Raw genomic sequence first — 17094 nt, forward strand, 5'->3', positions numbered from 1 at the left:
GTTCTATAATAAAATAAACAATTAATACGATGTTTTTTGACTCACAACAGTCCTCACTTTGGGCTTTACTACCTGAAATTCAACTCTTCTATTGATGGCTCGCCCCTGATGGGTTGCATTATTCTCAATAGGATTTTGTCAACCAAAGCATTAAAATACTGATTATTAGATTAATACAAGATACTTTTTTATGCTTTTTGTTAACTGTCTCATGAGCATAGCGAACTAAAAAACTAAAAACCACGCAGAACCCAGCTTGCTGGCTCACGAGTGATAACGAACCGACCTCAGGTAGCTCATAAGCGCTAGCGCACTAGCTAACCTAGTACCGCAGGTACCACGTAGTAGCAACGCAGTTAATCAGCAGAGTATTAGTATTAATACATTAGTCTATTAATCTGAACAACAAAATATTCTTCTTCTTTTGACTGAAGATCCTCAATACTTGTAGTAAACATTACTGATGGTATTCCCTGCACTCTACCAATTCGCCTTGAGAGAGATTCTTCTAAGGCTCTATCAAATTTTTGAATAGCAATGACCTTATCCTCATTCTTTAATTGAATATCTGACAAATAGTACGTTTTCTGTATCATCATTTTTTTATAACGTAAACTATCTCGTATATCTTGGGGTAACCTATTCTTCCAGTCAGAAATTAATTTGGACGATTTTTCCCAATAATCATATTCTGTAATAGGAAAACGACTTCTATATTTTTGTAAAATGCTGTCTTCAATTACATTGGGGCTTTTTATATCCTTATATACATATTTATAGACAATATGAGGTGGTTCTTTTGCTAAAGTAATTACTATATAAACTAAAGTGCTAATAATACATAAAAGAATAGGCAAGATTACTTTTTTCATAACTCAACTATTTTTATTTTTACATAACGTTTAGGATCTCCTGTTTCCTCTCCCTCTCCTATACACTCAAAAATACAAACGGCATTCCCATTGTCATCTACACCTATTTTAGGTTTTAATAACCTAGCAATATGTTGAGCTCTTTTAGTCCCTAATATTTCATTATATCTCTCTGTTCCTGTAGGACTAGTAAATCCCTGTATAACAACTTTTGCCTTCCTATTTCTTACCAATTCCTTTAGTCTTGGATCTAATTCTTGCCACCACTTTCTACACACGGAAGCCTGATCACTAGACAAAATAGCCTGATTCTCCCGTTCAAATACCAACTCCTTTTCTATGGTCTGAAAAGGAACAATATCTGTAACTTGAATTTGTATACCAACAAGTGTATTGCTAAGCACTTGCTTCTCATACTTCACTCCTTCCTCGTCTTTTGCTGGTGTTGTTGCTGCCCCTTTTATGCTAATTGAATGGTTACGTTCGTTGTATTGTGCCGATAGTTCTACTGAATATTCTTGAATCAAATCAGGTTTAGAAGCTTCTATAATTTTATCTGCAATCCTACTAAACGATAATTTCCCATTGGGCTGAATAGCTACTTCACAATAATGATCCTTAATAATATATTCTGCTTTATGATGCAATCCCCCTATCCCATGCCAATAATCTATGTTTGCTTTAGTCCAAATACTAATATGGTAATTGGCATTTGCTGAAAGGGCAATATTTTTTTGCCCCTCTTGGTCCAGCTCTATTTTTGTATTTATAATTTCCTGACCATCTTGCATCCCCCAACCTTGGATATTCACAAATGTTTCCAAAGAAAAATCTACCCAAAAATCTACTCCTTTTTTGATCGGGTCATCAAGCAATTGCTGTTTTATTTTTTTTACCTTCTGTTGTAAACGATTCAATTGCTCTTGCTCCTCTTCCGAAATAGTGCCATCCTCAGCATATAATTGAGTATATTTATTCAATTCCTGCTCGATCTTTTCTAATACCTTTAAATCTTTAGGGGGCAGTTTATCATTTTTGTTTTGCATAATTCTTTATTGAGCACTCATTTTCAAATCATTACAAAACACAAGATACAATTATCGTAAAAAAATCCACTTTACTAGACACTTATTTTTGTTCTATAATAAAATAAACAATTAATACGATGTTTTTTGACTCACAACAGTCCTCACTTTGGGCTTTACTACCTGAAATTCAACTCTTCTATTGATGGCTCGCCCCTGGTGAGTTGCATTATTCTCAATAGGCTTTGTTTCTCCAAACCCTTTAAAAGCAAAACGCACTCGATCAATTCCTTTTTGTTCTAAATATCGAATAACCGCTCCTGAGCGATTCATTGCCAAAGTCCAATTATAATCGTGCGATCCATTGCTATCCGTATGCCCCAATACTTCTATATCAATTTGAGGATAAATTTTTAAGGTATCTGCCATCTTATCTAAAATGGCAATGGCTTTATTCGTTAGTTTATATTCATCATGGTCAAAATAAACACTTCTAAAAGAAGGTGTATGCGATGCTCTAATTGGTATTTTGACAGCCTCATGGGGTTTCTTTTTGGGCTGAAAACAAATCGGATCTAATTCTCGTTCTTCATACTGGCTTAATCCTGTTAAATCAATCTCTATGGTATCGTGGCTACTTGTTTCTATTTCTTTATTATAAACGGCCACCACTTTGTATTTAGCACCACCAGCTAAAGCTAATTTAAATTCTCCATTTATTGGATTGGTTCGAGCATAGGCATCTTCTGATAATGCACCATCTTTGTAAACATAGATACTAGTAGGAATTGCTTTTTGGTCAAAACAGTTGATGACGTATCCCGTTATCAAAGCCGTTGGATCAGGACGCAACGCTTTAGGCATTTTTAAGCTATAGATGTCATAGCCCCCATAAGAGTCTTTGTCGGAAACAAAATAGGCATACTCTCCAGATGCAGGGATAACTAAGCCTTCATCTGCTCCTTTGGTATTGATGGTTGGTCCCAAATTTTTTGGAACTTCCCAATTGGTCCAAGTGTGATCTAACCGTTTTGCCATAAAAATATCTCGCCCCCCATAGCCAGGATGTCCATCTGTATCAAAATATAAAGTTTTGCCATCTGCGGCTAAAAAAGGACAATGTTCATTTCCTTCCGTATTGATGGTTGGTCCTAAATTTCTAGGGGCTGAAAAATTACCATCTGCCTGCAAAAAACTAACATATAGATCTCTACCGCCATAGGTATCTGGTCGCTTCATAGAAAAAACAATGGTTCTTCCATCTGCTGCTAAATCAAAGGAAACCCAGCGCCCTACATGCTGCAATCTTCTAATGGCCTTTCGTTGGGGCTGTGACCATCCATCCTTTGTTCTATGGGTAAATGCCAAAACCTCATCCATACTGGTTCGCCCATAGCTATTAATAGCCATCAGGGTATTATTATCAGGCATAACAGCATTTACAAAATTATTGCTATTGTTGTTGAGTGGGCGACCAATATTTTGAGCAAGCGACCAAACACCATCCTCCGAACGAGTACTATAATAAATATCCTGCCCTCCAAAACCATCTCTGGCTTCTTCTCGTACAAAATACAACGTTTTGCCATCAGGGCTAATAGTAGGCGATTTGTCTACATATTCACTGTTTACCTGCTTCCCTAAATTTCTAGGCATCGTTCCAGCAGCAACATCTCCCCCATCTACCAACTTGATTGCTCCCATATCTTGATAAATAGAAAAACTTTTGAAGACAACACTAGCGGCACTGCTTTTCATCGCCACCCCAGTATGATCAAAAGCTCGATAAGGCATTTTGTAAACCATCTTACCATTGATAAAAAACTGCAAAACAGTTCCTTTTTTTTGCACTTCCAATTGGTTATACCCCTTATCAATGATTTTGGATTTTTTCACCCACGATTCAATAACATTAAATTTTCCATTCAATTGATAACCAATTCTAAATTCTTGATCGCTGTTGATTTCAAAATGGTAATACTTATAAGCATCCTTCCGAGCCCAAGACATTCCCCATTTGGCAGCAATGTCAAGTGAGTCAGAATCAAATTCTGCTACTAATCTAAAATCCTTTTCTGCATTTACATACAGTGCATTGTGGTAAGTTTTTTCATTGTATTCATTGACCTTATACCATCGATTAACATTTTTATCAAAATCTTGTTCCTTAAACCACAGTGGAAGATTGTCTTGCGCAAGCACAATAGAAACAATAAAACACTGCATTGTTATTAATAGATTAATTCGTTGCCAATTCATAGTTTATCTTTTTACGGAGTTTTTTAGAACTTATTAATCCCCAAATTCTTAAAAAGTTACGATAATTTGTTTCAGAATCAAGCCCCAAATAATATTCCTCTTTTGCTCAACTTCCTATTTCTTAATAAAATGCCCACTTGCTATTTTTGTCAAAATAATTCACCAATTGGATTTAATCTAAGTAATGTTGTATCTTTGTTACTAATTTTTTCAAGATGTACCCTCTATTTATAAATAGAACAAGTACTGCTCAAAATACAAACGAATAACTTTAAATACTATGTTTCCAGAATATGATGTAATTGTTGTTGGTGGAGGACATGCAGGTTGCGAAGCAGCAACTGCAGCAGCCAATATGGGGTCTAAGGTCTTATTAGCAACTATGAATATGGAGACCATTGCCAAAATGTCTTGCAACCCTGCAATGGGAGGAGTTGCCAAAGGGCAAATCGTACGTGAAATTGATGCCTTAGGAGGCTATTCTGGCATCGTTACTGATCATACCATGATTCAATTTCGCATGCTTAATTTATCCAAAGGCCCTGCAATGTGGAGCCCTCGAGCACAAAGTGATCGCATGCGTTTTGCCGAAAAATGGCGCATGATGCTGGAAGCCAATCCTAATATTTCTTTTTGGCAAGAAATGATTGTTGGGTTAATTGTAAAAAATGGAGTGGTCAAAGGAGTTCGTACTTCTTTAGGCTTAGAGATTGCCGCTAAAACTGTTATTTTAACCAATGGAACGTTCTTAAATGGTATTATTCATATTGGTGAACGCAAAATTAGTGCTGGTCGTGCGGGAGAGCGAGCCTCTACAGGTATTACTGCCCAACTGGTAGAATTGGGTTTTGAATCGGATCGCATGAAAACAGGAACTCCTGCTCGTGTGGATGGTCGTACCATTAATTGGGATGCTATGGAGGTACAACATGGAGATGAGCCCGCTGGCAAATTTTCGTATACCAATACCCCCAAGTTATTAAAGCAACGCCCTTGTCATATTACTTATACCAATAAAAAAGTACACGAAATCCTAAAAACAGGCTTTGATAAGTCTCCTATGTTTACAGGTCGAATCCAAGGAATAGGGCCTCGTTATTGTCCTTCCATCGAAGATAAAATTGAACGTTTTGCAGATAAAGAACGCCACCAATTGTTTGTTGAGCCTGAAGGCTGGGAAACCTGTGAGGTTTATGTCAATGGTTTTTCTAGTTCTTTGCCAGAAGATGTACAATACAAGGCAATGCAATTAATCCCTGGCTTTGAAAACGCAAAGATGTTTCGCCCAGGCTATGCTATAGAATACGATTTTTTCCAACCTACACAACTAAAGGTTTCTTTAGAAACACGCTTAGTTAAAAATTTGTTCTTTGCTGGACAAATCAATGGAACAACAGGTTACGAAGAAGCTGCTGCTCAAGGGCTAATGGCTGGAATTAATGCTCATCTAAAAATTCATAATCAAGAACCATTTGTATTAAAACGGTCAGAAGCCTATATTGGTGTTCTAATTGACGATTTGATTAATAAAGGAACGGAAGAACCTTACCGTATGTTTACTTCCCGTGCAGAGCATCGAATCTTATTGCGTCAAGATAATGCTGATGTTCGATTAACTCCATTGGCAGATAAATTAGGAATTGATGTCAAAGATCGTTTGGATCGTGTTCAAGAAAAGCAACTTGCTAACGATAAAATTGCCGATTTCATTCGAAATACCAGTATAGAACCAGCTGCTATTGAGCAGGTTTTACTAAAAAAAGGTTCTGCTCCTTTGCGCCAAAAAATGAAAATGCATAAGATCTTATTACGTCCTAATATGGGAATTCAAGATTTTGTATCAGCAGTCCCCAAAGTTGCTACATTTATGGCTCAATTTGAAGAAGAGTTTATTACTTGCGCAGAAATCAACCTAAAGTATGAAGGTTATATTCGTAAAGAAAAAGAACAAGTAGATAAAATCAATCGCTTAGAAGACGTTCGCTTATACGATATTGATTATTCAACCATCAAAGGGCTTTCTTCTGAAGCAGTTGAAAAACTGAATAAATTACAACCTGCGACCATTGGGCAAGCCAGTCGTATTAGTGGTGTTTCTCCTGCCGATGTATCAATCTTATTAGTTTACGTTGGTCGATAAGTTAATGCTTGGCTAGAAAATCAGCAGAGTAATGATAAGTCGTATAGAACAGTTTTGAGTTCTATACGACTTCTTTTTTTGAGTTGTATAAGATTGTTCTCCCCTAGCTACAACTGTTACTCCTTTTTGTTTTTTCAAATAATTAGGTACTCTTTAGCAATTTGGCACTAAAATTAGATTAGGAAGAAAAGGCAAAATTTGACAGCATTAAGCGTTGTTCTTTATTTGCTTTATAAGATTCTGAATGGATCATCTAATTAACACACAAATTGAACAGTATGAACGAAGAAATTTATTTTTTGTACAAAGACCTCCCATATATTCAACAGAGATACATTTATCAGTTGTTTGAAAAATCTACAAAAATGAAGCGATTGATTGAGGTCATCGAATCAAAAGGAAGGCACTTCAAGACCGTTTATGCCGTTAATTACATCTATAGTCAAGAAACCCAAACGACTGATTTCAAAGTGCTCATCAATCGTTTTTATAAGCTTCGCCAAGAACTAAAAGACTGGCTACTCAATCAGTTAAAGTATAGTCCAGTTTGTTTTACGGATGAAGAACAAGAGCTGATTTATCTAAAACAATTGATCATCAACAACGAGTATACTCTAGCTCGTGAACGGCTCAAAACACTAGAGCAAATTTGCTGGGAAAAAAACTTGTTTGAGCTACTCCATCAAGTGATTGAATTAAGGTTGCGCTGTATTCAAGCTTCTTCTACTTTGGGCGATTCTACGGAAGAAGAACTATTAGAACAATACGAACGGGCTCATGAATTATTTATGGTTTTATCCAAAATCAAGACAATTGGTTTTAAAACAGCTTATTCTCCTAAGGACAAAACAGATAAGTATCTAGAAAAAATCAAGACAATTATCCGTCCTTATACGCAATATCCAAGGTTCAAACTATTCTACCACTATATTGCCTTTTCTAAACGATTCGCCAGTATTAACAATAGCAAACAAGTAACCAGCCGCCACTTAAATGCGTTTAAGAAACTACAACAGGCACAGCCTGATATGCCTAAAATCTTTTTTGAACGACATTATAAAGAAAGGGATTATTTTTATTCCTTAATGAAAGAAGCTGCCTTTTATTCCAATATGAATGAACATAAAAAAGCGCTAAAACTCATCAAAGAAATCGTTGCTTTCGAACAATCTAACAAAGTTTATCTAACTAAAAATGATGGCTATATGAGCAATAAATTTATTATTGCGATGTGTGCTAAAGATTATGATTTTGCTTTTGGAGTACTCAAGGAACGAAAAATATTTCAGGAAGTTAATAATGTAAAAAAACACGCCTATCCCTTTGAATGTATTTTATTGGATTTTTACAGTCAAGCATTTCCCTTTTATACCTGTACCACTGAAGAAATCAACCAATGGTTAACAATTTCTTTTGCTTATGAAAAATGCCAAGATGTCCTCTACCGTGGATTGCGCCAATTCGTTCACTTCAAAATTTATGTCATTACCCAAGAATGGGAAAAAGCACAAAACATGATTAACAATCCGCATAGCTTGGCTTTTTATGATGCTTATGGAAAAAACTTTGATTTTCAGACTTTTTTCCAAACAACCCTTGATTTGTTATTGCAACAAGATCGATTAGCATTGCAGCAATATAGAACAGTATTAAAACAAGAAAAGAAAAGATTAAAACCTAAACTCCCTCCTGTTTTTTGGTCTTGGTTGACTTGGGCTGAGCAAATTTGTCAGTATCACGAAAAAAAATTAAAAGGTGCTACCTAAATAGACCTTTGTTAATCCTCCTCTATCGCTAAATAAAGATTGGCTAGCATACAGTTTTGGCCTAAAAACCTTATTATTACAAATAATACTCCGCTGATTTAGCTTTGCTGCTTCTTCGAGGTAGCTTCGCTGCTAGGTTAGCTAGTGCGCTAGTGCTTATGAGCTCCCTGAGGTCGGTTCGTTATCACTCGTGAGCCAGCAAGCGGGGTTCTTTGTAGTTACTACATGAGCCTTGTTACGCACTCTGTTTGGGTTTCTAGCGGAGTAATGTGCAAAGATTCTTTTTAAAATTTTACAGCTTTTATTTTTCTTCGAAAATAGGTTTTCTACCTTTGCTTTGTATTTTAATATCATTTTGAATCAAAAAGATTCTTCATTAATTTTATAGAACCATTAGGTTCCTAAATTATCACTCAAAAAAATGATCAGCTACAACAAAAAGCGATTGAGCAAAAAGAAATTATTAGAGCTTTATCGCGCCTTGCTCAAACCTCGTATGATAGAGGAAAAAATGTTGGTTTTATTACGTCAAGGACGTATCAGCAAATGGTTTGCAGGAATTGGACAAGAAGCCATTGCTGTTGGGGTAACAGCAGCTTTAGAGCAGGATGAACACATCTTTACCATGCATCGCAATTTAGGAGTGTTTACAACAAGAGAAGTTCCTTTAGAGCGTTTATTTTGTCAATGGCAGGGCAAATTACCTGGTTTTACCAAAGGACGTGATCGTTCTTTTCACTTTGGAGCGCCAGAATTTAATATAGTTGGGATGATTTCTCATCTTGGTCCACAACTTTCTTTTGCAGGAGGGGTCGGTTTAGCAAGCAATTTGGCAAAAGAAGGGAAAGTAGCAGTAGCGTTTACAGGAGAAGGAGGAACAAGTGAGGGAGATTTTCACGAAGCACTTAATGTAGCAGCAGTCTGGAACCTACCCGTTATTTTTGTTATTGAGAACAATGGCTATGGTTTGTCTACACCTACTACAGAACAATATGCCTGTGAAGATTTAGTAGACCGTGCCAAAGGCTACGGTATGGAAGGACACAAAATAGATGGCAACAATATCTTAGAGGTATATGATACCGTTGACAAATTGGCCAAATCTATGCGCAAAAACCCTCGTCCTGTCTTATTAGAATGCAAAACATTCCGTATGCGTGGACACGAAGAGGCCTCAGGCACCAAATATGTTCCCAAAGAATTGATGGAACGTTGGGCTAAAAAAGATCCCATCAGCAACTATGAGCAATTTTTAATCAAAGAAGATATTCTAACCGAAGAGGCTATTCAAGAATTGCGCAAAGCATACAAAAAAGAAATTGAAGATGGGCTAGCCATTGCTTATGCTACTCCTGATGTTGAAGCGGATTTAACCACAGAAATTGGTGATTTGTTCGCTCCTCACACCTCTGTTTCTAAGGCTCCTGCAACCGCCCAAGTGAGTACCCGTCGTTTTGTAGATGCGATCTCTGATGGTTTGCGTCAGGCAATGGAGAAATACGACAATTTGGTCTTAATGGGACAAGATATTGCCGATTATGGAGGTGTTTTTAAAATTACAGACGGATTTACAGAGCAATTTGGCAAAGATAGAGTACGCAATACGCCCTTGTGTGAAAGTGCAATTATTGGAGTTGCTTTAGGCTTGAGTCTAAAAGGGTATAAGGCAATGGTAGAAATGCAATTTGCTGATTTTGTCACTTGTGGATTCAATCAAATTGTTAATAATGCCGCTAAATTGCATTATCGTTGGGGACAAAATGTAGATTTGGTGTTGCGAATGCCTACTGGAGGTGGTGTTGGAGCTGGTCCTTTCCACTCTCAAAGCAATGAAGCATGGTTTTTTCATGTTCCTGGTCTACGAATTGTTTATCCATCGAATCCAGAAGATGCAAAAGGTTTATTATTAGCAGCGTTTGAAGATCCTAACCCTGTTCTATTTTTTGAACATAAAGCACTCTACCGCTCTATGTCTGCTGATATTCCAGATGATTATTATACCATAGAAATCGGTAAGGCAGCTATTGCAAGAACGGGTTCAGAAGCGACAATTATTACGTATGGTAATGCTGTACATTGGGCAAAAGCCGCAGTAGAAACCTTGGGCGTAGATGTCGAAGTCATTGACTTGCGTACCTTATTGCCGTTGGATTATGAAACCATTGCTGCTTCTGTTGAAAAAACAAATCGGGTACTATTGCTTCATGAAGATACCATGATTGGAGGTATTGGTGGAGAGTTGTCAGCTTATATTGCTGAGAATTTGTTTGAGCACCTAGATGCTCCTATCAAACGAGTAGCAAGCTTGGATACTCCTTTCCCTTTTGCTAAAGATTTGGAACGTCAATTTTTGCCGCAAGAGCGTTTATTAACGGCTTTAGAAGAGTTATTGGCGTATTAGAAACAAAACTTAATTTTAGTAAAAAAGATGTGTTAGAATCTAGGACTAACACATCTTTTTTATTTTATAATAGCAATGATATTCTGTTGACTAATTTTTCGGTCACTTAAATGAAAGGGTTTTGTAGTTTGCTAACTTACTGTACTTGTATTGTAATTACTACCATTTTTAAGTCAATATCGTTCATAATAATACTAGACTTATTTTCGTAAAACACGCTAGACTTATTTTCGTAAAACACGCTAGACTTATTTTCATGCAACACACTAGACTTATTTTCGTAAAACATGCTAGACTTATTTTCATGCAACACACTAGACTTATTTTCGTAAAACATGCTAGACTTATTTTCATGCAACACGCTAAACTTATTTTCGTAAAACACGCTAGACTTATTAATAAAAAAACATATGGCTCATCCAAGTAAAAAACTTGCAGAATCTCTTGCAATACTTCGAGAATTGCAGCAAACTACAGGTATTGCAATAAAAACGTCTGAAATAAGTAGGACACATAGAGAGCGTCTTAATAGAAATGGATTTTTACAAAAAGTAGCCAAAGGTTGGTATATTACGACTAACCCTAATGAAAAAGCAGGAGATAGCAGCTCTTGGTATACCTCATATTGGCAATTTTGTAGTCGCTATTTGAATGAAAAATATACCAATCAATATTGTATTTCTGCCGATCAATCTATAATGATTCATTCAGGTAATAATACAATACCTCAACAGCTAATTGTACGTGCTCTCAAGGCACCTAATTTAGCTATAAATTTGCTGCATGATACCTCTCTGTTTATATGGAAATCCCCACTACCTGCTTCAATAGAAATGACAGTAAAAAATGGAGTTAATATAATGACGATACCTTTAGCTCTTATACATTGCTCTCCTAGCATCTTCGAAAAAAATCCAATTGAAGTAACAACTGTTTTAGCTCAGATTAGAAGTTCATCTGAAATTATAACCCATCTTTTAAATGGCTCTCATAGTGTTATTGCAGGAAGGTTAGCAGGTGCCTTTCGGAATATAGGACAAAATCAATTTGCCAATGATATTATAAAAACCATGACTGCTGCTGATTTTCGGGTTCGTGAGATCAACCCATTCAAAACAAAACCGCTTATTAAATTATCATTTAGGAACCCTTCCCCATATCCCAATAGACTAAAATTAATGTGGCAAAACATGAGAACTTTAGTTTTAAAACATTTTCCTGATCCCCCTGGTTTACCTAAAGATAAAACACAATATCTTAAATCAATTGATGCAATTTATGTTACAGATGCTTATCACTCTCTTTCTATAGAACAATATAACGTAAGCCCTCAACTCATAGAAAAAGTAAAAACTGGTGATTGGGATATAAAAAATGAAGGAGATAAAAAACAACGAGATGCCATGGCTGCTAGAGGATATTGGCAAGCAACACAAGTTGTTCGAAACAGTATAAAAAGCATTCTAAATGGAGCTAACCCTGGAGAAATAATAGAACAAGATCATGGAGATTGGTATCGAGAATTATTTGCACCTAGTGTAACTGCGGGGATATTAAAGGTTAGTGAATTAGCAGGTTACAGAACCCATCAAGTATACATCACTCAATCCAAACATATTCCTTTAAATAAAGACGCAGTACTTGACTCTATGCCTATTTTATTTGAACTTTTAAAAACAGAGCCGCATGCAGGAGTTCGTGCGGTTCTTGGACATTTTATTTTTGTCTATATCCACCCATACATAGATGGAAATGGAAGAATGGCAAGGTTTCTTATGAATACAATGCTTGCTTCTGGCGGATACCCTTGGACAGTTATTCCTCTTGAAAAACGCAAAAATTATATGGATTCTCTTGAAAAGATTAGCGTAGATCAAAACATAGAGCCTTTCGTAATATTTATAGCAGACTTAGTCAAACAAAATCTTATAGACTAGATCTCTAATTTAGTTTTATCGCCATTGCTGTTTTTTTAGTAAAAAAGGTACTTAAATAGTTCTCTAAAGCCATTTAAGTACTCTATTTAAAAATAATTTATCTTACAAAAAAGTTACATCATCCATTTTAACATGTATATTTCGCACATCTAACGCACGATCGTTAATATCTTCATTGCTATTCTCTAACCGCAATACACCACGAGGGCAAACAGCAGAACAAATACCACAACCGACACAAGAAGCACGAACAATATCTTGACCTCGTTGTGCATAGTGGCGAACATCAATCCCCATTTCACAATACGTTGAACAATTGCCACAAGAAATGCACTGTCCTCCGTTGGTTGTGATTCTAAAACGAGATTTAACTTTTTGGTACAGCCCCAGCATGGCAGCCATTGGACAACCAAAACGGCACCAAGATCGATTTCCTAATAACGGGTACATTCCTGTTCCAATTACTCCTGAAAACATAGAAGCAATAAAAAAGCCATAGCCTTTTTTATAACTAGCTGTAAATGTGCCCAACAATTCATTTTGCATCTGATGGTTTACCCACAAAAGAACCGTTAATACGGTAATTGCTACTAGAATAGAATAAATCAATACTCGTTCTATTTTCCAAGCAGTTAACGATTTATCCGATAGTTGACGAAAGGGATCTCCTGCTGTTTCTGCTAGGCCTCCACAGCCACATACCCATGAGCAATACCATCGTTTTCCGTACAAATAAGTCAAAATAGGAGTTGCAATAAAAGGCATAAAAAACCCTACACCAATAATAAGATAACCAATATCACCTACACTGCTAGGATGATTCCAATTTAGTGTCCATTCGGGACGCAAGGCATAAGAATCTAGGGGCCAGAAATACGAAAAATATTCTTCAGGCTGATTCATTGCGGCTAAAAAGGCAGGTATTAAATATGCGAAACTCAATTGAAAAGACATAACAGACATTGTTCTGTACACCTGATAACGATTGTGTTTGTATTTAGCCATAAACTTAACCCCCATTAAGATGACCGCAAACGTATAAAAAGTTCCATAAACAAACCATTGGTTTGCTTCTTTGCCTCGAAGTAAATAGCTAAGTGGGTCATGCATTCGTATCAGTCCTTCTATATACTGAGGAAACCAATACAAACAAATGTAAAATCCTGTTAGTAATACGCCCAACATCCAAGCAAAACCGCCTCTAGCTGAAATGCTTTTGAAGAAAACGCCATTGTTTTTTATGCCTTCTGTTTTTCCGTTATACTCAGAGTAAGTATATAATAAACTTCCTGCGCTAATCCCCCCAGCTGCTACTAAAAAGAACGTTAAAGGAGCATGAACAGCCTGTCCTGCCCACCCAATAAATAAAGCTAATAATCCAACTGCAACTAATCCAAGGGCTAACCGCTGTAGACCATTTAAATTTTGTTGATCTGGGTTGGACAAAGCCATGCTTACATCATTATTCATGATATTAATTTTTCAAGTTGTCAATTAGATTATTTAGAGCTTGCTAATTTGCCTTTTAAGAAACGTAAAGCAGCAGTGAGACTTCGTTTTTGTTTGAGTTTGAGTTGGGTATTAAATGCTTGATTGTACTGCGCCACAATAGCTGCTTCATATTCATCAAAAAATTCTGGATCAAAATTCGCCAAGCTCAAGTTTTGGAGCACCTCCTCAATATGTGTGTTGTCTTGAATCCATTTTTCGCAAACTTCATGGCGGTATCGAATTCCCATCAAATTAAACCCTAAAACAGCTTTGGACGCTTTATCAAAAACTAAACGGACACTTTTTCGTCCCTCTTCATGCTCCCAATAAAGATTAACATGATTTTCGGGAGGGTTCGCCAGTACCGTTCCATAGACTTGATATTCAATATCTAAAAATTTAGCAGAATTAAACCACAATCTAGGTTGATAAGCTGTTCGGTTCCCGCAAATGGTATGCGCAACGGTTTCGCCCATCATACGCCCAGTATACCAAATTGCCTCTATTGGACGACGCCCTGGCAGGGGATTCATCATTTGAGCACAATCTCCAAGTGCATAAACGTCTGGAGCTGTTGTTTCCAAATAATCATTTACTAAAACACCACGCTGTATATCAATATCACAATGTTCTGATTCCTTTAAAAATTTGACATTGGGACTCACTCCTGCCGTTAGTCCTACAAACTGGCAAGGAATTTCTTCTCCTGTATTGGTGACAATGGCTCTTGCCCTTCCTTGGGCATCAGGCAAAATTTCTTTAAGTTCTGTGCTAAGACGCAAATCAATATGATGTTCCTTAATGTGGCGGTTTATCATTTCGGATTCTCCTTTGGGCATAACAGCATTCCAATAACTAGGCTCCCGAACTAAAAAGGTAACAGGGATATTTCTAGATTGAAACATTTCTGCCATCTCCAAGCCAATCAAACCTCCCCCAACAATCACCGCTCGTTCTAAGTCTTTGCTGTACTTTTCCATTCCCTCTAAGTCTTGATAGCTATACATCCCTTGAACAGCTTCTAGATCTTGCCCTGGCCAACCAAAACGATTCGGAATAGAACCACAAGCGATTATTAATTTATCATAACTTATGACATCGCCTTTACGCATGGATAATTCTTTGGTTCTAGTATTGACCCCATCTACATAATCAAACACCAAGTCAATGCGATTTTTTTCCCAAAACCATGGTTCATAGGGCTGGGTATTTTCAAACTTCATATGCCCCATATAAATATACATCAAAGCTGTTCTAGAGAAAAAATACTTTGTTTCTCCTGAAATTATAGTAATTTTTTTATCACTTAATTTTCGGATAAATCGTGCAGCAGTAACGCCACTAATTCCATTCCCTATAATCACAACATGTTCCTTATCTTTCGCCATATCAACAGAAAGTATTTTGGTTATTAAATGGATGTATATTTAATTAGTGCCCCTAAAATCGATAACGAAGCCCCATATTATAAGTCATGATAGATGTTGCCCCAGATGAGAACACATCATATGCTCCTGGTATTGGCAAATAGTAACTATACATAGCTTGTATTTCAAACTTTGGGGTCAACATAAATTTAACGCCCGCTCCCCATTCCAAAAAGTACATGGTAGTAACAAATACCGAAAACCTAGGAGTAGCAAAATAATTTAAAAAGCCCCTCAACAAAGGTGGTTGAAATTTAAACGTTTCACCAGATCGAATAGGTTGCCAATAAGTCAGTGCCAAAAACAATTGTAATTGCGCTGAAAAAGGCTGTATGTAATAAACTTGTGTTATGCTATACAAACTATTATCTACTGTATTTTCTTTGGGCAAATTTTGAACAGGCAATAAAAGCCCTTGCTCAAAAGACAAATTAATATTTTTAAATGGCGCAAAACGTACCTGAAAACCAATGTGAGATAATCCCCAATCTGAATACGTTCCTGAAGATCTATAATTAGTTTGTATGGGCGTTCGTTCAAATTCAAAAACCTTAAATGGAGAAGTCTCATAAAGATCATTTTCTCTAGATGATCTTAATAAAAAGGTTGCTCCTATGTCCAATTTTCCTGTTATACCATGAAAAGCGGTAAAGTAACTGTTGAAATAAGAGTTTCTTGATCCCAAGACTTTATCTCCATAAGTTACGGTATAAATACTATTAAACAAAGATAACTCCGTTGATCCTTTTGGCAATGTAATCACCTGTGCTAAAGGAGAATAAGCTATTTTATTTTTCTTCTTTTTTTTGTTTTTCTTTTGAACAATTGCCGCTGTGTTCTCATAAAAAGCATTAATTGTCCCATCATAAAAAGCATATCTTAGTTGTGCTTCTGTTGGAATTTTCTGCACTCTATATTGATTAATAAAACCAAGTATGGAAGGCTGAAAACTATTTGGGTATGCCTTAAATAATGCTGGGACTACAACTTCTTCTAAGGATTGATTATACTCAATAAATTTAGAACTGTTTAAGGCTTCTATGGTTCTATTTTCAAGCTGTTCCTTCAATTTTGTAGGCATATAAGCAAAATTGGCAATAGGAGCAGCACTAACCGTCCCATCTACCAAAACAAAATGCAACAAAGGATCTGAGAACTGAGCTAAAATTTTTTCTTTTAACCTTTCTAAAGTATAGCGTTCTCCTGCTATTTCATGCGTTAACTCATCCCAGAATTCAACAATTTCATTAGGAGATGCAATAGGATAATGAACCACTATATTTTTTATAACTAATAAGTTATAAGCATTGATATAAAAAGCTTTTTGCTCTATAACGGTCGCCTCTTTTAAATCAATTTTTGCAAGCTGATCTGTTAATGTATTTAACAAGTCACCATCATTTTGTAGTACCTTATATTGTACTCTATTATGATGTGCATAAGTAGTGAAAAATAAATTGGACTGCTCAAAAAAAGCATTCAAAGTTTGCCCTTTTATACTTGTTGAGTAAAAGGCAAGGAAAAACATCAAATATATACTAATTCGTTTCATAATTTATAGCGTTAGGTTCAGTAGATTGTAAACACCTATTTACCTCGTTAATGGCTAAACATAAAAATTCCATTAAAAGAGTTAAGTAACAAAGCAAAACTAATGCTTGTAAATTTAAGCAATCTTTTTGCATCGTTATTTATAAAACATGGGCAATGGTAAAAATCTGCTGATGAATGTTCTAAAGTATTCTATTCAATACGTTCTAACGATTCATCAATAGT

10 protein-coding genes are annotated in these 17094 nt (G+C 36.2%); 4 read left to right on the forward strand and 6 right to left on the reverse strand.

All coding sequences use genetic code 11. The features are described from left to right. Positions 1-377: 377 nt before the first annotated feature. The 3 genes from AsAng_RS23565 to AsAng_RS23575 form a co-directional block, all read right to left on the reverse strand. Positions 378-872 (reverse strand): hypothetical protein, encoded by a 495-nt coding sequence (locus tag AsAng_RS23565; protein WP_264789559.1) that lies wholly within the window; start codon positions 870-872, stop codon positions 378-380. Then, a complete protein-coding gene (locus AsAng_RS23570) occupies positions 869-1918 on the reverse strand; it encodes an OmpA family protein (RefSeq protein ID WP_264789560.1) in 1050 nt (349 codons plus the stop codon). The genes AsAng_RS23565 and AsAng_RS23570 overlap by 4 nt, the downstream gene beginning before the upstream one ends. 111 nt (positions 1919-2029) lie before the next feature. Then, the gene (locus tag AsAng_RS23575; RefSeq protein ID WP_264789561.1) at positions 2030-4156 is read right to left on the reverse strand and encodes an OmpA family protein; all 2127 of its coding nucleotides are present in this window, start codon (positions 4154-4156) and stop codon (positions 2030-2032) included. Between the two features lie 280 nt (positions 4157-4436). On the opposite strand from AsAng_RS23575, the gene mnmG reads away from it, so the two are divergent. The 4 genes from mnmG to AsAng_RS23595 all read left to right on the forward strand — a co-directional run bounded on the left by mnmG (position 4437) and on the right by AsAng_RS23595 (position 12400). Further along, positions 4437-6296, forward strand: coding sequence for a tRNA uridine-5-carboxymethylaminomethyl(34) synthesis enzyme MnmG (gene mnmG, locus AsAng_RS23580; RefSeq protein ID WP_264789562.1), 1860 nt, complete (start codon positions 4437-4439; stop codon positions 6294-6296). 278 nt (positions 6297-6574) lie between these two features. After that, a complete protein-coding gene (locus tag AsAng_RS23585; protein WP_264789563.1) occupies positions 6575-8062 on the forward strand; it encodes a hypothetical protein in 1488 nt (495 codons plus the stop codon). A gap of 421 nt (positions 8063-8483) precedes the next feature. Then, on the forward strand, positions 8484-10463 hold the full coding sequence (locus tag AsAng_RS23590; RefSeq protein WP_264789564.1) for an alpha-ketoacid dehydrogenase subunit alpha/beta: 1980 nt from the start codon (positions 8484-8486) through the stop codon (positions 10461-10463). A gap of 410 nt (positions 10464-10873) precedes the next feature. Further along, entirely contained in the window at positions 10874-12400 is a 1527-nt protein-coding gene (locus AsAng_RS23595; RefSeq protein ID WP_264789565.1) for a Fic family protein, read from the forward strand. A gap of 102 nt (positions 12401-12502) precedes the next feature. Here AsAng_RS23595 and AsAng_RS23600 read toward each other — a convergent pair whose 3' ends face one another. The 3 genes from AsAng_RS23600 to AsAng_RS23610 are packed head-to-tail and all read right to left on the reverse strand — an operon-like array spanning position 12503 to position 16870. Next, positions 12503-13870 carry a 4Fe-4S binding protein gene (locus AsAng_RS23600; protein ID WP_264789566.1) on the reverse strand — a complete coding sequence of 456 codons (1368 nt, stop codon included), beginning with the start codon at positions 13868-13870 and terminating at the stop codon, positions 12503-12505. A 29-nt stretch (positions 13871-13899) separates the two neighbouring features. After that, positions 13900-15279, reverse strand: a complete 1380-nt coding sequence (locus AsAng_RS23605) for an NAD(P)/FAD-dependent oxidoreductase (protein WP_264789567.1) — start codon at positions 15277-15279, stop codon at positions 13900-13902. Positions 15280-15331: 52 nt separating this feature from the next. Continuing rightward, on the reverse strand, positions 15332-16870 hold the full coding sequence (locus tag AsAng_RS23610) for a DUF547 domain-containing protein (RefSeq protein ID WP_264789568.1): 1539 nt from the start codon (positions 16868-16870) through the stop codon (positions 15332-15334). Between the last annotated feature and the right edge of the window lie 224 nt (positions 16871-17094).

The sequence above is a fragment of the Aureispira anguillae genome (assembly GCF_026000115.1).
GTDB lineage: Bacteria > Bacteroidota > Bacteroidia > Chitinophagales > Saprospiraceae > Aureispira > Aureispira anguillae.